Raw genomic sequence first — 20,831 nt, 5'->3', positions numbered from 1 at the left:
TTACCGCGCAATAACACATTCGCCAACAATTAAAGATCAAAAAATAACCGCCGATAGAGATCTCACAGGGAGTTCGTGCTGAAAGGAAGATGACGTAAAGGCTGACTCCAGGAGAGCCGTAATGGCCAGAGAACGTGTGACCAAAAAAATGAGCACCCGCGCGCAAATGTTGCTGACGGGGGCCATCACCATCACCCTCGGTTTTGTGGTAACTATCGGGGTACTGAGCTGGCAGTCCAGCAGTGAACAAAAACACCTCGCCGAACAATATCTGCAAAAAATTGCGGAAAGCCAGGCGCTGACTATCCAGCAACAACTGAACTATGCCCGCGATGTGGCGCATAACCTCGGTCACAGCATGATTGCCTTGCCAGAAGCCGGGATCACTGACCGCCAGGCGGCAGATAAACTGCTGATCTCCGCCCTGCGCGATAATCCGGACTATCTCTCTATCTCGGTTATTTTTGAAGAAAACGCCTTTGACGGTCGCGATGCAGAGTTCGCCGACAAACCCGATCAGGCACCTAAAGGCCGCTATGCCTTTTTTGTCGACCACGATCAATCCGGTAATTTTAAGCTCCACCCGCTTATCTCGATCTTTACGCCAGGCCAGGGTGATTACTATCTGCTGCCGCAAAAAAGCCAGAAAGACACGTTAATTGAGCCTTACAGCTACGCCTATAACGGCGTGCCGACGCTGCTGACATCGGTGGCTGCACCGATTGTCAGCGGTGGCAAACTGCATGCGGTTGTGACGTCTGATATTTCGCTGGCCTCATTGCAGCAGAAAGTGAATCAGATCAAACCGTGGGAAGGGGGCGGCTATGCGGTGCTGCTCTCTACCGCCGGAAAGGTGATTTCTTACCCGGATAAAAACCTGACCAGCAAGCCTTACCCGGGTAAAACAGAGGGCTTCACCAGTAAAGTCGTGGAACAAGATGATCCGATCCTCGGCGAAAAAGCGCTGATCACCTGGCAGCCAGTCTCTATTGGCAACAGTACCGATAACTGGTATCTCGGCGTCGTTGCGCCGGTGAGTTCGGTGATGGCGGCAGCTAACCGTCAACTGATGTACGCCATTGTTCTGGGGGTTATCAGCATCCTGTTGGTGTGTGCGCTGCTCGGCCTGATCTTCAGCCGTAAAGTGTTGAAGCCGATTGGTGGCGAACCGCTGGAAGGGGCGAATATCGCGCTGGCGGTCGCGGACGGCAAACTCGATAACGCCATCCCGGTGAAAGGTAACGATCGCAGCAGCCTGTTCTATGCCCTGCATACCATGCAGGCGCAGTTACGGCAGATTGTCGGGCAGATCAAAGAAGCCAGTGACTCGGTGCGTCAGGGCGCCGGGGAGATTGTCAGCGGCAACATTAACCTCTCTTCGCGTACTGAACAGCAGGCCGCGGCGCTGGAACAGACCGCCGCCAGTATGGAGCAGTTTAGCGCCACGGTGAAACATAACGCCGCCAACGCCCACCAGGCGACGGCGCTCACAGCCAATGCCACGCAGATTGCCAGCCGGGGTGAAACGCTGGTCGGCCAGGTGGTGGAAACGATGGCGAAAATTGACGACAGTGCGAAAAAAATCGGCGATATCACGGCGATCATCAACAGCATTGCTTTCCAGACTAATATCTTGGCATTGAACGCCGCGGTAGAGGCGGCGCGTGCCGGTGAGCAAGGGCGTGGTTTTGCGGTGGTGGCGTCTGAAGTGCGCAACCTGGCGCAGCGCAGCGCCGATGCGGTGAAAGATATCGGTGCGTTGATTGAGGAGTCCGGCAAACGCGTCGAAGCCGGGGTTCAACTGGTGAATGATGCCGGTCACACCATGCAGGAGATGACGCAGGCGGTGAATTCCGTGCAGACCATCATCAATGAGATTGTCAGCGCCTCGGATGAGCAGGCCAAAGGCATTAGCCAGGTGACAATTGCCGTCAATGAAATGGACGGGGTCACGCAACAAAACGCCTCGCTGGTTCAGCAAATGGCTGCGGCGGCAACGTCACTTGAAGATCAGGCGCAGCAACTGGCGCAGACGGTGCATCAGTTCCGCCTCGACGCGTAACCTGAACAGGGAGTCTGGCAACAGGCTCCCTGCCTTTCTTAGCCGGCAACCAGTTCAATACGGTTATTATCCGGATCCAGAATCACGGCTTCGTAAAAACCATCCCCCGTCCACCGCGCGGCGCTGGCTAACCGGCCCTGCTGACGGGCTTTTTCTGCCATCTTATCCACCGCCCCGACATCTCCGACATGAATAGCGATATGCGCCCAGCCGACAAACTCTGCGGCGTTTGGCGCATCGGCCAGCTCCGGCACGGTCATAAGTTCAATGGTTGGCCCGTTGTGCAGCGACATAAAATAGGATGCAAAACCGGGGCGGTTTTGACTGACATATTTCTCATTGCTGGTGGCGGAAAAAAAGTCGCGCCAGAATGCGCGCTGTTCGTCGAGATGGCGTGTCCAGAGTGCGACATGGGCAATGTTCAAGGTGACCTCCAGGGCGTAGGGGATGTGAATTGACAGCGTAATTCAATTGCACGATTATGCTCATTATTGCTCGATATGAATTTTATAAAGAGGATTTATGCTCGATTATGCAGCTTTTCCCGATCAACGACAAGATCTGATCCGTCAGCGTCTGCAGACGCAGGGACGGGTAGTCTGTGCGGAGTTAGCCGTTGAATTGCAGGTTTCAGAGCACACCATTCGCCGGGATTTGCAGGAGCTGAGTAAAGCGGGCATCTGCAAAAAGGTGTATGGCGGCGCGGTGTTGCAGCTGGCAACCGCCGGGAGTTTTACGGAAAGGAAAGAGCAGGACCGGGCAAAAAAAAGCCTCCTCGCGCAGCGCTGCGTGCAGCTGCTCAAACCCGGTACCTGCGTATTTATCGATACCGGCACTACCAATCTTGAGCTGGCGAAAGCATTGCCGCCAGCGCTAAACCTGACGGTAGTGACGAATTCACCGGAAATCGCCGTTGCCGCGAGTAAACATCCGCATTGCGACGTGATTATGCTGGGCGGGCTGGTGCAGCGCAGCACCGGCGGTTGCGTGAGCGGCCCGGCCATCAGCCAGCTTAATGGGATCATTTTCGATCAGGCGTTTATCGGCGGCTGCGCGATGTCGCCGGAGATGGGGCTGACCGGGTTTGATTATGCCGACTGCGAATTTAAAAAGGCGGTGATCGCCCAAAGCAACCAGGTGGTGGTGGCCTTAACGGCAAATAAGATCCCGGGCGTGGCCCGCTACATTGTTGCCGCCAGCCAGCAGATTGATGTGCTGGTGGTCGAAACCGATCTCAGCAAAGCGTTGCATCAAACCTTCCGCGCAGAGAATATTGAAATCCTGACGGTTTAAACGCAACCGGCCGTTTCGCGCTTTGCCGCTCAGGGTTCATTTCTTGCCAGCCCACAGCGGAGATGTTAAAAGGTGCCCCTTTAAATGAAACCACAAAGGGGAAGGACGTGAAAAACGCGTCACAGGCGGCGGGAAGCAGCACCGATGCCACGTCGGAAGCAGGGCCAACACTACAACGAGGTTTAAAAAACCGTCATATTCAGCTGATTGCGCTGGGCGGCGCGATCGGCACCGGGCTTTTTCTGGGTATTGGCCCTGCGATCCAGATGGCCGGGCCTGCCGTGTTACTGGGCTACGGCATTGCCGGGGTTATCGCTTTTCTGATTATGCGCCAGCTCGGTGAAATGGTGGTTGAAGAGCCGGTGTCCGGTTCATTTTCCCATTTCGCCTACAAATACTGGGGACCGTTTGCCGGTTTCCTCTCTGGCTGGAACTACTGGGCGATGTTTGTGCTGGTGGGAATGGCGGAACTGACCGCCGCCGGTATCTACATGCAGTACTGGTTCCCGGACGTGCCGACCTGGATTTGGGCCGCCGCTTTCTTTGCCATCATCAACGCCGTCAACCTCGTTAATGTGCGCTTGTACGGCGAAACCGAGTTCTGGTTTGCGCTGATTAAAGTGCTGGCAATTATCGGCATGATTGGCTTTGGCTTGTGGATGCTGTTTACCGGCCACGGCGGTGAGCGCGCCAGCTTCGATAACCTCTGGCGCTATAACGGCTTTTTCGCCACCGGCTGGCACGGGCTTATCCTCGCGCTGGCAGTGATTATGTTCTCTTTTGGCGGCCTGGAGCTGATCGGCATTACCGCCGCGGAAGCCAGCGAGCCGCACACCACCATTCCGAAAGCGGTTAACCAGGTGGTGTACCGCATTTTACTTTTCTATATCGGCTCACTGGTGGTGCTACTGGCGCTCTATCCGTGGATTGACGTCAAAGCTAACAGCAGCCCGTTTGTGATGATTTTCCACGAACTGGACAGCAATCTGGTGGCATCGGCGCTCAATTTCGTCATTCTGGTGGCGTCCCTGTCGGTGTATAACAGCGGTGTCTATTCCAATAGCCGTATGCTGTTTGGTTTGTCGGTACAGGGCAACGCGCCGGCCTTTTTGACGCGCGTCAGCCGCCGTGGTGTGCCGGTGAATTCGCTGTTTCTCTCGGGGGCTATCACCTCGCTGGTGGTGTTGGTTAACTATCTGCTGCCGCAAAAAGCCTTCGCCATGCTGATGGCGCTGGTGGTGGCGACGCTGCTGCTGAACTGGATCATGATTTCACTGGCGCACCTGAAATTCCGCGCGGCGATGCGCCGCAAAGGGCGCGATCCGCAATTTAAAGCGCTGCTCTTTCCGGCGGGTAACTATCTGTGCATTGGCTTCATGCTGATGATCCTCGTTTTGATGTGCACGATGGACGATATGCGCCTGTCAGCGGTGTTGCTGCCGGTATGGATTGTGTTCCTGTTTGTCGCTTTCAAACTGCTGCGTCGTACGCCGAAGCGCGGGTAATTCGCGCGACTCCCTACCAGATCCGGTGGGCTGCGGCCTGCCGGACGGGTAATGATGTCTATGTCTCAACTGTGATAGCCTCGGATCTTATGGCCAATCGCAGAATATATTGTTGTTATGTCCATTCAGAAAATTGCCAGGATGGCAGGCGTTTCCGTTGCAACGGTTTCACGTGTGCTGAATAACAGCGAATCAGTGAAACCGAAAAATCGTGAACGCGTATTGCAGGCCATCAAGGCGTGCCAGTACCAACCCAACTTATTAGCCCGCCAGTTGCGCACCGCGCGCAGCTCAATGATTCTGGTGTTGGTCTCTAATATCGGTAACCCGTTTTGCGCCGAAGTGGTGAAGGGCATCGAAGAAGAGGCGGAAAAAAACGGGTACCGCATCCTGCTGTGTAACTCCGGTGCAGATATAGCGCGCTCGCGCTCAGCACTCAAATTGCTGTCGGGCAAGATTGTTGACGGCATCATCACCATGGATGCGTGTGCGAAATTGCCGGAACTGGCCACCATGATTGGCGCCGCGCCCTGGGTGCAATGCGCCGAATACGCCGATAACGGCGACGTCTCCTGCGTGGGCATTAACGATGTCGACGCCGTCCGCTGCGTGATTGACCGCTTAGTTGAACGCGGCTGCCAGCGCATTGCCATGATTAACCACGATCTGAGCTATAAATATGCCCGGCTGCGTGAACGTGGCTACCGGAGCGGTTTACAGGCAAAACGCCTGCGCTATGAAAATGTGGCGTACGCCCGCGATTTGAGTTTCAGCGCCGGGAAAACCGCGATGCAGCAACTGCTTAATGCGCCGCAACGCCCGGACGCGGTGTTTGCCGTTTCCGATACGCTGGCCGCCGGGGCGCTGCTGGCGATCCATGAAGCCGGGCTGACAATGCCGCAGGATATCGCGGTGGTCGGTTTCGATGGCACTGAACTGGCAGAAATGGTTACGCCGCCGCTCAGCACTATCGAGCAACCTTCACAGGCGATGGGGCGCGAAGCCGTCCGGCTGTTGCTGAACCGCATTGATAACCCGGACAGCCCGCCAGAAAGCGTAATCATGGACTGGCGTTATATTTCCCGCGCCAGCGCCTGACATTTCAGGCATGATGTGTATAAAGATTTCGCCAGCCGCCGCGCTGGCTTTTTTATTGCTCAGGGAGCCTTGCCATGACCCGGCAACGACAAGCTGATTTATTTCTGGTTCTGACCACACTGATCGCCGCCTGCGGGTGGATTTTCTCGCGCGAAGCCATTAGCGGAATGCCGGTTTTCGCCTTTCTTGGGCTGCGCTTTTTTGGCGCGGCGCTGGTGCTGCTGCCGTTTTGCCGTGGGCAACGCATCGCGCTGGAAAAAGTGCGCCAGGTGGTGATAAGCGGCGTATGGATGGCGCTCAACCTTTGCCTGTGGATCTGGTCGGTATCGACCACGCCATCACTGGGCGAGGGGGCATTTATCATGAGCCTGTCGATGCTGTTTGTGCCGCTGGTGGCCTGGGTGATGCTAAAAAACCGTCCGGCGCGCGCCTACTGGGAGTGTTTGCCGGTCGCCATTATTGGGTTAGCGCTGCTGAGCCTGCACATGCCCATCACGTTTCATGCCAGTCAGGGCTGGTTTTTGCTGACGGCGTTCGTGCAGTCGATCTATTTTTGCTACACCAGCCGCTGTGCCAGAGAAGTGCCGCTGCTGCCGCTCACGGCGGTACAGCTTGCGATCACCGGCATTGCCGGGCTGGTGATTTCTGCGCTGTTTGAGTCCTGGACTCAACCCTTTACCAGCACCACGGCGATGTGGCTGGCGGCGAGCATTTTAATTGCCACAAGCCTCAGGTTTGGCCTGCAACTGCAAGGGCAAAAATATGCTGCCGTCGCCAGCGCTGCCATCATTATGGTGCTGGAACCCTTACTGACGGTGATTGCCGCTTCGATTTGGTACGGTGAGCGCTTACCGCTGCAAAAAATCCTTGGCGGCGTGTTGATCCTGCTGGCGCAGATTTGGTTCCGCTGGCGGATGATTGCGCGTCTACCGTCAAAGCCGTAACGTGCCGGCCAGCACCGTATGCGCACCGCCACCGATCAGCACGCGTCCATTTTCCCTGAGCGCCAGCGCTAAAACGCCGCCGCGCGGTGAGGCCTGGAAGGCGGTAAGCGAGCGCTTACCCAGCCGCGCCGACCAGTAGGCCGCCAGCGCACAGTGCGCGGAGCCGGTCACCGGATCTTCATTCACACCCACCCACGGGGCGAAGTAGCGCGAGACGCAATCATACTCATCCTGACCGGGCGCGGTGACTGCCACGCCGCGGCCTGGCAAGGCGCGAAGCGCCGCAAAATCAGGCATGAGTGCGTAAATTAATTGCGCATCCTCGACCACCACCAGTTGCTTCGCGCCGAACAAACCGTAACCACTCACCTGTTCATGCGCCAGTCCGAGTGCCTTGAGTAATTCCGCTGGCGCTTCGGGCTGCATGTGCGGCGTCAGTAGCGGGAAATCAAGCTCAATGCCCTGCGCTGCGGCGGTTGCCGTCAGCGGGCCGGAAAGGGTGTGAAAGGTGATGGCGTCGCCTTCGGCAAGCCGCCCGTTCTGGCGCAGAATATGTGCGGTTGCCAGCGTGCCGTGGCCGCATAAATCAACTTCGGCCTGCGGCGTAAACCAGCGCAGGTTATTGTCCGCAAGGTTTAAAAACGCGGTTTCGGATACCGCCATCTCTTCAGCTATCTGCTGCATTAATGCGGCAGATAGCCCCTGCGGTGTCATGCATACCGCTGCCGGGTTACCGGAAAAAGGACGCGTACTGAACGCGTCCACCTGGTAAATATCAAGTTCCACTACGGCGCTCCCTTTGTTAACAAGGAGATAACATTATCCCCTTTTTACGCCTGCGGATAGCGCGAATCAGGAGTTAGCCGGGCAGCGCGGTGCCAGTTGATGGCGTGCGCTCACTGCCGCTGCGGCCAGTACCAGCATCATCACCACTTCTGTTGCCAGAAAACCACTCAGTGCCGTGCTGTAGTTGCCTTGCGACTGGCCGACAAGATGCAAAAACAACCCGCCGAGTACCGCCGGACCCAGGCCGAGTGTCGCTTGTTGCAACGTGCTAAGCAGGGCGCTACCTGCGCCCGCATCCTGGGTGGTGATATCGCGCATGCCGATGCGGTAAAAGCTATTTACGATCAGCGCCTGGCCATAGCCAATCAGCGCGGTAGACGGCGCGAGCGCCAGCGCACCCACCGTCCGCCCGGAAAGCTGCAGGGTAGCAATTAATGCCAGCAGGCCACTGACCTGGATTATCAGCCCGGTGAGTAAAATGGTGCGCATGGTATAGCGACCAATCATTTTGGGCGCATACCAGGCAGAGACAAAATAGGCGACGCCCAGCGCGACAAAGCTGTTGCCCGACTGGTACGGCGTCATGCCCATTCCGGCTTGCAACGTGAGCGCCATACAGAACATAAAACCCGACCACGCGCTAAAGAACAGCAACGCAATCAGCAGCCCGAAACGGATGCTGTGCAGCTTGAGTAAGCGCGGCGGTAGCAGCGGGATTAAACCCGCTTGCTGCTGTTTTAACGCGCTGGTGCGCATCCACCATGCCAGCGGAATCAGCGCCAGCAGCGCGGCTTTTGTTTCCCAGGGCCAGTGCAGCTCCGGACCAAGCGCCAGCGGGAACAGCAGGCAGCAGAGGATCATCGCAAGGGCGATCGTGCCTTGCCAGTCAATGCGCGTGCGCGTTTCGTTTTGCGTTTCCGGCACATAGCGGCGGCTGAGCGCCAGCACCAGAAGGCAAATGGGCACATTGATAAAAAAGGCGTTACGCCAGCCAAGACCGGCGATATCGGCTGAGACCAGCCAGCCGCCGCCCATCTGCCCGATGATAAACGCCACGCCGCCAATACCGCCGTAAAGGCTAATGGCGCGCGCGTGGGCTGTGCCTTTTAGCGTGACATGCAACGTTGCGAGGATCTGCGGCACAATCAACGCCGCACCCATGCCTTGCAGTGTTCGCGCGCCTAGCAATGCGGAGACCGAATTTGCCAGCCCGCACAACAGCGAAGCGATACCAAACAGGGCAACGCCCCATAGAAACACACGCCGGCGACCGAGGTTATCCCCCAGTTTACTGCCCATCGCCAGACAGACGGCGAAAGCCACGCCGTATAGCGCGACAATCAGCGCCAGCTGTGTGGCGGTGGTGTGCAGCGACAGGGTGATGGAATCGAGCGCGACATTGGTAATTGAGGTGTCAATCAATGGCAGCATCTGCCCGGTCAGCAGAAGGATCAGGCCTGCCCGGCCCGGAGAAACAGCAGACGTTTTCATGGGAACTCCATTGCGTCATTCATCGGATGGACGTAGCATCGCTTAACAGAAAAACGGGTACCAGTTCTTGCCTATACTGGTACTGGCACTACCATGCTGGAGATGGTTATGACGTCGATGGTCGAAAAGATCCCGGAACTGACGGTGCTCGATGAGAACCGCAAACAGCTTGGTGCGTTTTTACGTGCGCGGCGGGAAAGCCTCGATCCGCAGCGGCTGGGGCTGCCGCGCAGTACGCGTCGGCGCACGCCGGGGCTGCGGCGTGAAGAGGTGGCGCTGCTGGCGGATGTGGGGGTCACCTGGTATACCTGGCTCGAACAGGGCAGGGACGTCAATCCTTCCGCTACCGTGTTGCAGGCGATTGCCGCTGCTTTGCAGTGTTCGCCAACGGAAACCCGCCATCTGTTTTTGCTGGCCGGGCTAACGCCAACGGAAGCGCTGAATACGCCGCAGTGTGAAGGCATCAGTGAAGGCACCCGGCGTTTGCTGGATAGCCTGCTGCCGCAACCGGCCAGTATTCAGAAAACCAACTTTGACATTGTGGCGTGGAATGCCGGTTTTGAGCGCCTGATGGGGGTTAATTTCAGCGAAATCCCCGACGATGATCGCAACTGTATTTATCTTTATCTCACCCACCCGCAATGGCGTACCCGGCTCGGCTATGATGAGAGCGTGTTACAGACCTTTGTTGCCTATTTCCGCGCGGCCATGGCCGAGCACCGGGGCGATGCGGTGTGGGAAGCGAAGCTGGCGCGGTTTTGTGCGGCTTCTGCGGAATTTGAAGCGTTGTGGCGCAAGCATCTGGACGTGCGCGGTGTGGAAAATAAGATAAAAATCTTTAACCATCCGCAGTTAGGCGAGTTTTCACTTCAGCAAATGTACTGGTACTCAGCACCGCGTAACGGCTCGCGGCTGCTGGTTTATCTGCCGGTGGATGAGGCCGGTGAAAAGGCGTTGAACTGGCTGGCGGAAAACGCTTAAGGGCGCAGACGTTTTTGATCTTTGCGCGGCAAGCCGTCGACCACGCGGTTCCATGATTCCTGAATCAGGAACGCGAGCAGCGATTCGTCGATGTCATCGCCAGCGAATACCGAAATCCAGTGTTTTTTGTTCATGTGATACCCCGGCTCAATGCTGGGGTAGATCTGCTGGTTGAGCAGCGATTTTTGCGGCTCGGCTTTCATCGTCACCATCGGCCTGCCGTGCGCGGTGGTGGTCATCATAAAAATCTTCCCGCACACTTTGAACACGTCATGTTCCGGCCCAAACGGCCAGCAATGTTCGGTGAAGGGCAGTTCGAGCGCAATACGGTGCGCGCTCGCTTGCAGGGTTTTACTGTCCATTATTTTCCTCAATGGCCAGCGCACGCCACATGGCTTCGAAGCCAAGGCGCTTAAACTCGGTGATGCGAGAAGCATCCCGGCTGGCGAAAGTGATCGTGGTGTCCGCCATCGACAGGAAAATCGCATCGCCAAAAGGGGAGTATTCATCGGTCAGAAACACCGGCCGTACCGAACGATGGCATAACTCATGCAGCTCCGGAAAAATTTCCGCGACTTGCTGGCGGGTTGCGTCGGTGAGTTTGTCGCTGACAGCAATCTGGCGTACGGCGCAGTGGCCATTCGGGTGGCGGATGCCCCAGTCAATATAGCTGTTCCAGATGCATTGCGTGTGGTGCCTGGAGTCGTTGATCGAGAGATCGATATTCGCCAGCATGGTGCCGCACAGATCGCTTTTCAGATGCAGGTAAAGTGCGTTGAGCAGATCGTCTTTGGTGGCGAAGTAGCGAAACAGCGTCCCTTCCGCGACACCCGCATTACGGGCGATTAACGCGGTGGAGGCAGCGATCCCCGACTGTGCAATGGCTTCGGTAGCCGCTTCCAGTAACGCCAGTTTTTTATCTTCACTCTTTGGACGAGCCACTACACTTTTCCTCTCACATTGTAAAAACCACGATTGAAACATGCCCTCTGTAACGCTGCAACGTCGAATGTCATAGAAAAAAAATGATCTTGACGGTTGAGCGTTGCTTTCTATAATGAGTGCTTACTCACTCATAATCAAGTTTAACCAGCGTCGTATCTACGGAATGGATCGATTTTGTCGGGTCAGGATATGAAGCGTCTCATTTTCAGCGTGGTTCTTGTTATGCTCGTTGCCTCTGCCTCAAGTTTACCTTTTGTTCTGAATGCCGGATTTGGCCAACTTCCGCAGGGCGAACAGCTTACTGAAGTCGAAAAATCACCGCATTATCGTGACGGGAAGTTTCAAAACCAGTTGCCGACTCCCGGTTTTACCGGAAAGAAAAATATGCTGGCAGCATGGTGGGATTTTCTGGTCATTAAACGCGAGAACGCGCGTCCACAGCAACCGTTACCGACGGTGAACACTGATCTGGCCAGCCTGCCGCTTGAACAGGATACGCTGGTGTGGATGGGGCATTCGTCCTGGTATTTGCAACTGGCGGGCAAGCGCATTCTGATCGATCCGATCCTGAGTAATTACGCGGCGCCATTTTCATTTCTTAATAAGGCGTTTGCCGGTAACGATCTCTGGACGGCGCAAAATATGCCGGAGATCGATCTGCTGATTATTTCGCACGATCACTATGACCACCTGGATTACGCCACTATCAAGGCGCTGATGCCGAAAATCAAAAAAGCGGTGACGCCGCTCGGTGTGGGCTCGCACCTGCGTTACTGGGGGATGGATCCGGCAATCATTCAGGAAGCGGACTGGCAGCAGAAAGTGGTGGTGAGCGACGATTTGGCTGTGCACGTTTTACCCGCGCGCCACTTTTCCGGGCGTGGTCTGAAACGTAATCAGACATTATGGGCCAGCTTTATGTTTACTACCGCCACGCAAAACGTTTATTACAGCGGCGATAGCGGCTATGGCCCGCATTTCAAAGCGATTGGTGAACAGTTTGGCGTGATTGACCTGGCGATTATGGAAAATGGCCAGTACGACGAAGACTGGAAGTACATTCATATGATGCCGGAAGAGACTGCGCTGGCAGCGCAGGAACTTAATGCTCGCGCGGTTCTGCCGGGCCATGCGGGGCGTTTTGTGTTGGCAAAACATACCTGGGACGATCCGTACAAACGGCTGGCGGCAGCAAGCCGGGACAAAAGCTATCGCTTACTGACACCGAGGCTGGGCGAACCGGTGCTTGCGGCTGACACTGCGCAAGTTTTCCGCGCCTGGTGGGAATAAACCCGTTTATTAATCGAAGAGCAGAGGGGGATCGCAGTATGACTATTTCCGCTCAGGTTATCGACACCATCGTCGAGTGGATCGACGACAATCTCCATCAACCATTACGTATTGATGATATTGCAGCGCATGCGGGCTATTCCAAATGGCATCTGCAACGGCTTTTCTTGCACTATAAAGGGGAGAGTCTGGGGCGCTATATTCGCACGCGCAAATTATCTCTCGCTGCGCGCGATTTACGTAATACCGATCAGAAGGTTTACGACATTTGCCTGAAGTACGGTTTTGATTCGCAGCAGACGTTTACGCGCATCTTTACCCGCACCTTTAATCTGCCGCCGGGTGCGTACCGGCGGGAGAATCATCAGCATACCCATTGATGGAAAACAGATAAAAAAATCGGCCTGCATAAGGCCGTTTTTTTATTCTGCCAGCGTTTTCTCAATGCCTAAACGGCTTAAAAGCCCGCTAATACCTTCGCGCGCCAGCAGCGTTGAAAGCTGTTTTTGTTCCTCTGCGGTCATATTTTGCAGTACTTTGATAATTTCATGCAGCGCGCTATTTCCGCTGGCGTAAACAGGCGCGGGTTCGGCAATAGAATAGGAAGAATTATGATGGCGCATAGAGGGCGTTTTCATAATGAAACTGCGCACCTCTTTCGTAATGTGAATCAGCCTGGCTCGACCGCCTTTTACACCGGGTAACGGTTCTGTTGTCCAACCTTGCTGGCGGATCCAACGATTTACCGTCTGTCTGGCGACGCCGAGAAACTCCGCTAATTCTTCGGTGGTCATTTTGTTAGGTAATTTCATCATATTATTTTTGATCGCGGAGCCCCAGACGTTGCAACAAGCCGGTAATGCCGTCGCGTAATAAAAGCGAAGAGAGTTGTTTTTGCTCCGCGTCTGTCATCTCTTTTGCCAGCCGGATTAATAATGCCTCGAGTGAGGTATCGCTGGCGGTAAGTGTGGCTTTTGGTTGGTCTTCAGTACGCTGTGCGCTGCGAATAAATGCGCGGACTTGTTCATTTACATGGACCAGACGGGCTTTACCTCCTTGTACGCCGGGTTTTGGTGATGTAACCCAGCCTTCTTTGCGCACCCATTTATTGATGGTTTGTCGGCTATATCCTGTAAGGCTTGCCAACTCTTCTGGCGTCATTCGTTCCTTGAGCATGTAATTTCCCGAATTGTTGTAAGGGTAATTAATGGTTTATGTTATAGCACCATTTTAGGGGAAAATGTGACATGTTTAACTACTGGCTGCGAGGGCGTTCGCAATGTCTTTCATTTGCATGCTTTTTCAGCGATTGAATAATGCGGCGCGATTTTGCCGTTGACACCTGGCAAGGGAATTCATATTATGCCGCCCGTCAACACGACACGCTTTACGCGATGGGGCTATAGCTCAGCTGGGAGAGCGCTTGCATGGCATGCAAGAGGTCAGCGGTTCGATCCCGCTTAGCTCCACCAAATTCCGCACCCAACGGAATTGGCGCATAAGGCATATTGTGGGGCTATAGCTCAGCTGGGAGAGCGCTTGCATGGCATGCAAGAGGTCAGCGGTTCGATCCCGCTTAGCTCCACCAAAATTCAAACCCTCGCGTTTACGCGGGGGTTTTTCGTTTTATTCCGCGCTGTGTTAATTCTTTCTGCTATACATTAATAAGCAAACATCCGGTGAGGCGTCAGTAATGGCGGTTATTCGAGCCGCTGCTTACTTGATTCGCTTAATAAATAAACCTATTATCTCGGCTCTTCATTTTTTGACCAGCCCAGAGCATTTCATTAATACTGATGAAACATAATCTATACAGTGCGATAAGAAAATTCTTCCTCGCGTTAATTTTATGCCTGGTAGCTACCTCTCTTTCCCGTTTTATTTCTCCTGTTACTCTTGTTGACGCCAGTGAGGTTTATCTTGCGTGGTTGCCGTTAAGTGTAGCGCTGGCAATAATTTTTTTATTCGGACGGCACGGAATACTGCCTGTTATTATTGGTTTTGCTCTGGTAAATGAGGCTTTTTTTCATTTATCTTTTGCCGAGGCAGCAGTGCTTTTGTTTTGTCAGTTGTTTTTTGTGTTTCTGTTCTGCGGTGTGGTTCGCTGGCAACTAGGCTCCCGCTGGCGGTATAGCCTAACAAACAGAGCTAAAGACATGGGCACTCGTATCCTGTGGTTAGGTGTTATTGCCCCCATAGGTATAAAAATTTCGATGTATACTGCTGGCGTTTGGTTTAACTATCCATTTAGTTTGTCTAATTATTTTGGCCCTGCATCAGTTATTTATTCTATCATCGATATTCAAAGCCTGATTTGCTCTGCGATTATTTTTACCACCTGTGCCTATTACTTTTTACGGATGATCCTCAATCCACGGTTTGCCCGTGCATTATGGTTAAGAAGCATTGAACCGTGTTTTTCAAAAAATAATCGTGTATTTACATTAGGTTGGATTTTTTCGCTGGTCGTTATTGTTACTATTTTATGTATTCCATATAAAAATGATTATATTGCTGGCTATTTAGTGCCCATTGTTTTTATTCTTTTTACCTTTGGCATCAGCAAGTTAAGTACAACGTTGTTGTTATTAAGCTGGGATATTGCGGCGTTTATGCTACTGGCATACAACGATAATTTCCTGCATGGCGTGCGTTCCGATTATTCCCTGGCATTTGTCATGTCCGTTTTTATCAGCTTTACCATCTGCATGCTTTATATGATGCGCGTTTTTAACCGTAGCGAGTGGTTGAAAGCGCGCTGGGAGGTGCAGGCGATGAGCGATCCCTTAACGGGTTTGCCCAATTTGCGCGCGCTTGAACAACAGATGGAACAGCAGCCAAACAGTGTGGTGTGCTGTCTGTATATGAAAAATCTGGAGTTCCTCAGCCGCCATTTTGGCCTGATGATGCGTGTTCATGTGAAACGCAGCATCACCCACGAACTTCAGCCTCTGTTACATAACGGTGAACGTTTTTTTCAGCTTCCGGGCAGCGAGTTATTGTTAATACTCAATGGGCCGGAAATATTATCGCGCTTACACCATATGCTGGATTACCTGAACAGTCGCCGTATTTACTGGAACAATACCGCCCTGGATATTGAGTTTGGCGCGTCCTGGGGGGAATTACAGGGCTCGGGCGAAGAACTGCACCACACGTTGGGCCAGTTAAGCTGGCTTTCAGAACAAGCTAGTGCGGATCATCAGGTTCTGGCTCTTACAAACAGCTTGCAAGAGGTTACCGACCAGACTACGGAGCGCGTGTTACAGCTAAACAAGGTGAAGTGTGCGCTGGATGAAAATGGCATTGTTCTCTATGGCCAGCCGATTGTGAATGCCGAAGGGCGCGGCTACCAGGAAGTCCTCACACGGCTGGTTGTTGATGGCGAATTTATTACGCCAGATGTTTTTATTCCCGTTATTGCCCAGTTCAACCTTGGTGCACGGTTTGATATGCAGGTTATAGAGTGCCTGCTCCAGTGGATGCAGGCGCATCCAGAGCCTGGCGATTCGGCACGTTATTCTGTGAATTTAATGCCGCTTACCCTGATGCAAAAAGAGTTTGCTACACAATTTCTGGCTCTTTTCGCGCGTTATGCCGTCTCTCCGCGGCAGGTAATTATTGAGATAACGGAAGAGCAGGCCTTCTCTAATTCAGAAGCGAGTATCCAAAATATGAAGCAGTTGCGAAAAGCAGGATTCAAAATCGCGATTGATGACTTTGGCACTGGCTATGCCAACTTCGAACGTTTAAAAGGGCTGCAGGCGGATATCCTCAAAATCGATGGCTGTTTTATCCGGGATATTTTACAGGACAAGCAGGATGCGATGATCGTCAAAGCGATATGCGAACTGGCGAAGGCCAAATCGCTGACTGTTGTTGCGGAGTATGTGGAGAATGAAGCGCAGCGCGAGTTATTGCTGAATGCTGGCGTCGATTATTTGCAGGGCTATTTGCTGGGTAAACCGCAGCCGCTGGCTAAAGCTGAATAAAAAAACCGGGGAAATCCCCGGTTTTTTTAGCCTATGACAATCAGATAACCAGCGCGGCGATAGCCGCTGACAGTACGCTCACCAGCGTGGAGCCGTACACCAGTTTCAGACCGAAACGGGAAACCACGTTACCTTGTTCTTCATTCAGGCCTTTGATTGCACCGGCGATAATGCCGATAGACGAGAAGTTCGCGAAGGAAACGAGGAACACGGACAGGATGCCTTCTGAACGCGGAGAGAGGTTAGCTGCGATTTTCTGCAGATCCATCATCGCCACAAATTCATTCGAAACCAGTTTGGTGGCCATGATACTGGCAACCTGCAGCGCTTCGTGAGCCGGTACGCCCAGCACCCAGGCAATCGGATAGAAAATGTAGCCCAGAATGCCCTGGAAGGAGATGCCCAGCACAGCGGCGAACAGTGCGTTCAGGCCGGAAATCAGGGCGATAAAACCAATCAGCATTGCCGCAACAATAATGGCAACTTTGAAGCCCGCCAGAATGTATTCACCCAGCATTTCAAAGAAGCTCTGACCTTCGTGCAGCTTCGCCATTTGCAGGTTTTCTTCGCTCTCATCCACGCGGTACGGGTTGAGAATCGACAGCACAATAAAGGTACTGAACATGTTCAGCACCAGCGCCGCAACAACATATTTCGGCTGGAGCATGGTCATGTACGCACCGACGATGGACATCGAAACAGTCGACATGGCGGTCGCTGCCATGGTGTACATGCGGTTGCGGGACATTTTGCCGAGAATGTCTTTGTAAGCAATGAAGTTTTCAGACTGTCCCAGAATCAGGGAGCTAACAGCGTTAAACGATTCCAGTTTGCCCATACCGTTCACTTTGGACAGCACCGTACCGATGGCGCGGATAATGATCGGCAGCACACGAATATGTTGCAGAATGCCAATCAGAGCAGAAATGAAAACAATCGGGCACAGCACTTTCAGGAAGAAGAACGCCAGACCTTCATCATTCATTTTACCGAAGACGAAGTTAGTACCTTCGTTGGCGAAACCGAGCAGTTTTTCGAACATCTCGGAGAAGCCTTTAACGAAGCCGAGGCCAATATCAGAGTTCAGGAAGAACCAGGCCAGTAAAACTTCAATCACCAGCAGTTGAATAACAAAACGAATGCGGATCTTCTTGCGATCGCTGCTTACGAGCAGGGCAAGCAGCGCCACAACAGCAAGCGCCAGGACAAAGTGCAAAACGCGGGACATATTTGCTCCAAATATGAGACGGGTAGGAATTTCGTGCACATTCTATGTAACAAGACAAAAGAAAACGAGATCAAACACACACTATATTAATGACCTGTGACCAGACTCAAAATTAGTGATCCAACATACATTTCTGTTATGTTAAGTAAAAGCGTGAAAAGTTGCGTCATACTGCTAGACTCTTAACATAACGCTGCGGCAAAAGCTGTTGTCGCCGTCACCATCCTTGACATTCAACCCTTCTATTGTTTCTGACTATCAGAGAAATCAGGTAAACCCATTTAAATGAACTTGATAATCATTCTCATTTTGGTAGCATAAAACATAGCAAAGGCTATATTTAGGGGCAATAAATGAACAGTAGTCGCGTTGAGAATAGTAATGGGCGTGCAGCGCGCAAATTACGGTTTGCTTTAATGGGACCGGCGTTTATTGCTGCTATCGGTTATATCGACCCGGGCAACTTCGCCACCAATATTCAGGCGGGCGCCAGTTTTGGCTACCAACTGCTGTGGGTGGTGGTCTGGGCCAATATTATGGCGATGTTGATCCAGCTGCTTTCCGCCAAACTGGGGATTGCCACCGGGATGAACCTCGCAGAGCAGATCCGCGATCACTATCCGCGCCCGCTGGTGTGGTTCTACTGGGTGCAGGCGGAAATTATCGCCATGGCAACCGATCTGGCGGAGTTTATCGGTGCTGCCATCGGGTTTAAGCTCATCCTCGGCGTTTCGTTACTGCAAGGTGCGGTGCTTACTGGCGTGGCGACATTCTTGATTTTGATGTTACAGCGGCGGGGGCAAAAACCGCTGGAGAAAGTGATAGGCGGCCTGCTGCTGTTTGTCGCTGCGGCTTATATTGTTGAGCTGGTTTTTTCTCAGCCGAAACTGGCCCAGCTGGCGCAAGGCATTGTGATCCCAAGTTTGCCGGGTAGTGAAGCAGTGTTCCTCGCAGCTGGCGTACTGGGCGCGACTATTATGCCGCATGTCATTTATCTGCACTCGTCTCTGACGCAGCATTTGCACCAGGGCACTCAGCGCGAGCGTTATTCCGCCACCAAATGGGATGTGGGTATCGCCATGACTATCGCCGGATTTGTAAACCTGGCGATGATGGCGACAGCGGCAGCGGCATTCCATTTTAACGGTCACACCGGTGTTGCCGATCTCGACCAGGCGTACCTGACGCTTGAGCCGTTATTAAGCCATGCCGCAGCGACCATTTTTGGTCTTAGCCTGGTAGCGGCGGGGCTTTCTTCAACGGTCGTGGGGACGCTGGCCGGGCAGGTGGTGATGCAGGGGTTTGTGCGTTTTCATATACCTCTGTGGGTGCGGCGCACCATCACCATGATGCCGTCGTTTATTGTTATCTGGCTGGGGCTGGATCCGACGAGGATCCTTGTCATGAGCCAGGTGCTGCTGAGTTTCGGCATCGCGCTGGCGCTGGTGCCACTGCTGATTTTCACCAGTAACCACAAATTAATGGGCGAGTTAGTCAATACGCCAATGGTTAAACGGGTTGGCTGGGTGATTGTGGTGCTGGTGGTCAGTTTGAATGGCTGGCTGTTAATCGGCAGTGCGGCAGGTCTGTAAATAGCATGAGAAAAAGGAGCGCTCGCGCTCCTTTTTTTGAATTAGTGGTGATGTCCCCGGCCATGGCCACGATGATCGTCGCGGTCGCGCCAGCCTTCACGGTAACCGCGTTCATACGCGTTCTGTTTGTCCCAGCCGCGATGCCAGCCGCGATCATGTTTATACCAGCGGTTGCCGCGCCACTCATAGTTGCGGCCCCAGTAGTCACGGTCGCGCCAGCGACCGCCGTCCCAGTAGTTACCGTAATTATCGCGATCGCCAATTTGTAATTTCACAGATGGCAACAGGGTGATTTCGCCAGCATTTGCGACCAGCGGCGCAGAAGCCATTAACACAGCTGCCAGAATCAGTGACCTGAACATACTCTTCTCCTTCACGATCGGGCCGAAACGGCCTGTTACAACAATATTACGGGGCGGCTAAACCCCGTATTATTGGCGGAACTCCTAAATCATGAATGGCAGCATTTTTTGCTAAATTTGCGGTTATTTTGCGCCACTGAGAATGGCGTCGATCTCATCGCTTTCAGTCGTGGTGAAATGGCGGTTTGCCAGCATGCCGACCGCATCGTCAAGCTGGCTGGCTTTACTGGCACCAATCAGCACCGAAGTGACGCGATCGTTACGCAGCACCCAGGCCAGCGCCATCTGCGATAACTTCTGTCCGCGCCGTTCCGCCACTGCATTCAGCGCACGAACGGTCGCGAGCTTTTCATCGGTAATCTGCTCCGGGTTGAGAAAACGGCTGCCGCTGGCGGCGCGGGAATCGGGGGGAATGCCGTGCAGATAACGGTCGGTTAGTTGCCCGCCAGCCAGCGGTGAGAACGCAATACTGCCGACGCCTTTTTCCTGCAATACATCGAGCAATTCGGCTTCGACCCAGCGTTCAAACAGTGAGTATTTCGGCTGATGGATAAGACACGGTGTTCCGAGATCATTAAGGATATCGATAGCTTCGCGCGACTGCGCTGCCGGGTAGTTGGAAAGCCCGACGTACAGGGCTTTGCCCTGGCGCACAATATGATCCAGTGCGCGCATGGTTTCTTGCAGCGGCGTCTCGGGATCCGGGCGATGGTGGTAGAAGATATCAACATACTCCAGCCCCATGCGACGCAGGCTCTGGTCAAGACTGGCAATCAGATATTTACGTGACCCCCAGTCGCCGTAAGGCCCGTCCCACATGGTATAACCGGCTTTACTTGAGATAATCAGTTCATCACGATAGGGCAGGAAATCCTCCTGCAAAATCCGGCCGAAATTGCGCTCTGCGGAGCCCGGCGGCGGCCCGTAGTTATTGGCCAGATCAAAATGGGTAATACCCAGATCAAAGGCATGCCGCAACAACTGGCGGCTATTTTCCAGCAAAGTGGTATCACCGAAGTTGTGCCACAACCCAAGCGAAATTGCCGGCAGCTTTAACCCGCTCTCGCCGCAGCGATGGTAGTGCATCTTTTCATAGCGTGCGGGATCGGCCAGATAAACCATGCAGTTACTCCTTTTTATCAGCGTAGCGTTAGTGTATGCGTTTACATTCACTGAGCTTACACCGCCAGGTACCGTAAAGCTTGCTTTCCACTTTCTCTCTGACGCGTATCCTGGACTCTCATCACAGTTCTCCAATACTC

The 20,831-nt window shown here is 53.6% G+C and carries 20 protein-coding genes and 2 tRNA genes; 12 read left to right on the top strand and 10 right to left on the bottom strand.

Features of this window, described 5'->3' with window-relative positions:
* Window positions 1–121 precede the first annotated feature (121 nt).
* Entirely contained in the window at window positions 122–2,062 is a 1,941-nt protein-coding gene (locus DFO56_RS14265) for a methyl-accepting chemotaxis protein (RefSeq protein ID WP_045513896.1), read from the top strand.
* A gap of 38 nt (window positions 2,063–2,100) precedes the next feature.
* Here DFO56_RS14265 and DFO56_RS14260 read toward each other — a convergent pair whose 3' ends face one another.
* Window positions 2,101–2,487, bottom strand: a complete 387-nt coding sequence (locus DFO56_RS14260) for a VOC family protein (RefSeq protein WP_020454618.1) — start codon at window positions 2,485–2,487, stop codon at window positions 2,101–2,103.
* A 97-nt stretch (window positions 2,488–2,584) separates the two neighbouring features.
* Here DFO56_RS14260 and DFO56_RS14255 point away from each other — a divergent pair, with 97 nt between their 5' ends.
* From DFO56_RS14255 to DFO56_RS14240, 4 genes are all read left to right on the top strand, one after another.
* Complete coding sequence (locus DFO56_RS14255; protein WP_045513900.1) at window positions 2,585–3,355, top strand: DeoR/GlpR family DNA-binding transcription regulator; 771 nt, start codon at window positions 2,585–2,587, stop codon at window positions 3,353–3,355.
* Between the two features lie 107 nt (window positions 3,356–3,462).
* Complete coding sequence (gene pheP, locus DFO56_RS14250) at window positions 3,463–4,860, top strand: phenylalanine transporter (protein WP_114413882.1); 1,398 nt, start codon at window positions 3,463–3,465, stop codon at window positions 4,858–4,860.
* A gap of 117 nt (window positions 4,861–4,977) precedes the next feature.
* Window positions 4,978–5,958 (top strand): LacI family DNA-binding transcriptional regulator, encoded by a 981-nt coding sequence (locus DFO56_RS14245; RefSeq protein WP_045513907.1) that lies wholly within the window; start codon window positions 4,978–4,980, stop codon window positions 5,956–5,958.
* A 74-nt stretch (window positions 5,959–6,032) separates the two neighbouring features.
* Complete coding sequence (locus DFO56_RS14240) at window positions 6,033–6,902, top strand: DMT family transporter (RefSeq protein ID WP_020454614.1); 870 nt, start codon at window positions 6,033–6,035, stop codon at window positions 6,900–6,902.
* Here DFO56_RS14240 and DFO56_RS14235 read toward each other — a convergent pair.
* Window positions 6,891–7,688: a PhzF family phenazine biosynthesis protein gene (locus tag DFO56_RS14235; protein WP_045513908.1), complete on the bottom strand. Its 798-nt coding sequence runs from the start codon at window positions 7,686–7,688 to the stop codon at window positions 6,891–6,893. The two genes, DFO56_RS14240 and DFO56_RS14235, sit on opposite strands and share 12 nt — an antisense overlap.
* A 66-nt stretch (window positions 7,689–7,754) precedes the next feature.
* Entirely contained in the window at window positions 7,755–9,179 is a 1,425-nt protein-coding gene (locus DFO56_RS14230; protein WP_020454612.1) for an MFS transporter, read from the bottom strand.
* 117 nt (window positions 9,180–9,296) lie between these two features.
* Between DFO56_RS14230 and DFO56_RS14225 the strand changes: the two genes are divergently transcribed.
* Window positions 9,297–10,160: a helix-turn-helix transcriptional regulator gene (locus DFO56_RS14225; RefSeq protein WP_370447818.1), complete on the top strand. Its 864-nt coding sequence runs from the start codon at window positions 9,297–9,299 to the stop codon at window positions 10,158–10,160.
* Here the strand turns inward: DFO56_RS14225 and DFO56_RS14220 are convergent.
* Together DFO56_RS14220 and DFO56_RS14215 are read right to left on the bottom strand one after the other, a co-directional pair.
* Complete coding sequence (locus DFO56_RS14220; protein ID WP_020454610.1) at window positions 10,157–10,522, bottom strand: MmcQ/YjbR family DNA-binding protein; 366 nt, start codon at window positions 10,520–10,522, stop codon at window positions 10,157–10,159. The genes DFO56_RS14225 and DFO56_RS14220 overlap by 4 nt on opposite strands.
* On the bottom strand, window positions 10,512–11,102 hold the full coding sequence (locus DFO56_RS14215) for a TetR/AcrR family transcriptional regulator (protein WP_045513910.1): 591 nt from the start codon (window positions 11,100–11,102) through the stop codon (window positions 10,512–10,514). The genes DFO56_RS14220 and DFO56_RS14215 overlap by 11 nt, the downstream gene beginning before the upstream one ends.
* 177 nt (window positions 11,103–11,279) lie before the next feature.
* Between DFO56_RS14215 and DFO56_RS14210 the strand changes: the two genes are divergently transcribed.
* Window positions 11,280–12,395, top strand: a complete 1,116-nt coding sequence (locus DFO56_RS14210; RefSeq protein ID WP_161796290.1) for an MBL fold metallo-hydrolase — start codon at window positions 11,280–11,282, stop codon at window positions 12,393–12,395.
* A gap of 38 nt (window positions 12,396–12,433) precedes the next feature.
* Entirely contained in the window at window positions 12,434–12,775 is a 342-nt protein-coding gene (locus tag DFO56_RS14205) for a RamA family antibiotic efflux transcriptional regulator (protein WP_045513916.1), read from the top strand.
* Between the two features lie 42 nt (window positions 12,776–12,817).
* Here DFO56_RS14205 and DFO56_RS14200 read toward each other — a convergent pair whose 3' ends face one another.
* A complete protein-coding gene (locus tag DFO56_RS14200) occupies window positions 12,818–13,210 on the bottom strand; it encodes a YfeC-like transcriptional regulator (protein WP_020454606.1) in 393 nt (130 codons plus the stop codon).
* Between the two features lies 1 nt (window position 13,211).
* Complete coding sequence (locus tag DFO56_RS14195) at window positions 13,212–13,571, bottom strand: YfeC-like transcriptional regulator (RefSeq protein ID WP_044489437.1); 360 nt, start codon at window positions 13,569–13,571, stop codon at window positions 13,212–13,214.
* Between the two features lie 220 nt (window positions 13,572–13,791).
* On the opposite strand from DFO56_RS14195, the gene DFO56_RS14190 reads away from it, so the two are divergent.
* The 3 genes from DFO56_RS14190 (at window position 13,792) to DFO56_RS14180 (ending at window position 16,387) form a co-directional block, all read left to right on the top strand.
* A tRNA-Ala gene (locus tag DFO56_RS14190) sits at window positions 13,792–13,867 on the top strand.
* A gap of 40 nt (window positions 13,868–13,907) precedes the next feature.
* A tRNA-Ala gene (locus DFO56_RS14185) sits at window positions 13,908–13,983 on the top strand.
* A gap of 208 nt (window positions 13,984–14,191) precedes the next feature.
* The gene (locus DFO56_RS14180) at window positions 14,192–16,387 is read left to right on the top strand and encodes an EAL domain-containing protein (protein WP_045513930.1); all 2,196 of its coding nucleotides are present in this window, start codon (window positions 14,192–14,194) and stop codon (window positions 16,385–16,387) included.
* A 40-nt stretch (window positions 16,388–16,427) separates the two neighbouring features.
* Here the strand turns inward: DFO56_RS14180 and DFO56_RS14175 are convergent, their stop codons facing one another.
* Window positions 16,428–17,615, bottom strand: a complete 1,188-nt coding sequence (locus tag DFO56_RS14175; protein ID WP_020454603.1) for a NupC/NupG family nucleoside CNT transporter — start codon at window positions 17,613–17,615, stop codon at window positions 16,428–16,430.
* Between the two features lie 353 nt (window positions 17,616–17,968).
* Between DFO56_RS14175 and DFO56_RS14170 the strand changes: the two genes are divergently transcribed.
* Window positions 17,969–19,207 carry an Nramp family divalent metal transporter gene (locus tag DFO56_RS14170; protein WP_045513933.1) on the top strand — a complete coding sequence of 413 codons (1,239 nt, stop codon included), beginning with the start codon at window positions 17,969–17,971 and terminating at the stop codon, window positions 19,205–19,207.
* 41 nt (window positions 19,208–19,248) lie between these two features.
* Here the strand turns inward: DFO56_RS14170 and ypeC are convergent, their stop codons facing one another.
* On the bottom strand, window positions 19,249–19,569 hold the full coding sequence (gene ypeC, locus DFO56_RS14165) for a DUF2502 domain-containing protein YpeC (RefSeq protein WP_017458671.1): 321 nt from the start codon (window positions 19,567–19,569) through the stop codon (window positions 19,249–19,251).
* Between the two features lie 123 nt (window positions 19,570–19,692).
* Entirely contained in the window at window positions 19,693–20,691 is a 999-nt protein-coding gene (mgrA, locus tag DFO56_RS14160) for an L-glyceraldehyde 3-phosphate reductase (RefSeq protein ID WP_045513936.1), read from the bottom strand.
* Window positions 20,692–20,831: the final 140 nt, after the last annotated feature.

It is taken from the genome of Kosakonia sp. AG348 (assembly GCF_003337365.1).
Classification (GTDB): Bacteria; Pseudomonadota; Gammaproteobacteria; order Enterobacterales; family Enterobacteriaceae; genus Kosakonia.
Note: the sequence above shows the minus strand (reverse complement) of the source record. Positions and strands in the feature narration are given on the sequence as shown.

Bases quoted from the DNA above. Each gene is read 5' to 3' on its own strand.
- DFO56_RS14265 (WP_045513896.1), top strand. From the start codon at position 122: ATGGCCAGAGAACGTGTGACCAAAAAAATGAGCACCCGCGCGCAAATG.
- DFO56_RS14240 (WP_020454614.1), top strand. From the start codon at position 6,033: ATGACCCGGCAACGACAAGCTGATTTATTTCTGGTTCTGACCACACTG.
- DFO56_RS14180 (WP_045513930.1), top strand. From the start codon at position 14,192: ATGAAACATAATCTATACAGTGCGATAAGAAAATTCTTCCTCGCGTTA.
- DFO56_RS14220 (WP_020454610.1), bottom strand. From the start codon at position 10,522: ATGGACAGTAAAACCCTGCAAGCGAGCGCGCACCGTATTGCGCTCGAA.
- DFO56_RS14175 (WP_020454603.1), bottom strand. From the start codon at position 17,615: ATGTCCCGCGTTTTGCACTTTGTCCTGGCGCTTGCTGTTGTGGCGCTG.
- DFO56_RS14225 (WP_370447818.1), top strand. From the start codon at position 9,297: ATGGTCGAAAAGATCCCGGAACTGACGGTGCTCGATGAGAACCGCAAA.
- mgrA (WP_045513936.1), bottom strand. From the start codon at position 20,691: ATGGTTTATCTGGCCGATCCCGCACGCTATGAAAAGATGCACTACCAT.
- DFO56_RS14170 (WP_045513933.1), top strand. From the start codon at position 17,969: ATGAACAGTAGTCGCGTTGAGAATAGTAATGGGCGTGCAGCGCGCAAA.
- DFO56_RS14245 (WP_045513907.1), top strand. From the start codon at position 4,978: ATGTCCATTCAGAAAATTGCCAGGATGGCAGGCGTTTCCGTTGCAACG.
- DFO56_RS14255 (WP_045513900.1), top strand. From the start codon at position 2,585: ATGCTCGATTATGCAGCTTTTCCCGATCAACGACAAGATCTGATCCGT.
- DFO56_RS14230 (WP_020454612.1), bottom strand. From the start codon at position 9,179: ATGAAAACGTCTGCTGTTTCTCCGGGCCGGGCAGGCCTGATCCTTCTG.
- DFO56_RS14200 (WP_020454606.1), bottom strand. From the start codon at position 13,210: ATGATGAAATTACCTAACAAAATGACCACCGAAGAATTAGCGGAGTTT.
- DFO56_RS14195 (WP_044489437.1), bottom strand. From the start codon at position 13,571: ATGCTCAAGGAACGAATGACGCCAGAAGAGTTGGCAAGCCTTACAGGA.
- ypeC (WP_017458671.1), bottom strand. From the start codon at position 19,569: ATGTTCAGGTCACTGATTCTGGCAGCTGTGTTAATGGCTTCTGCGCCG.
- DFO56_RS14205 (WP_045513916.1), top strand. From the start codon at position 12,434: ATGACTATTTCCGCTCAGGTTATCGACACCATCGTCGAGTGGATCGAC.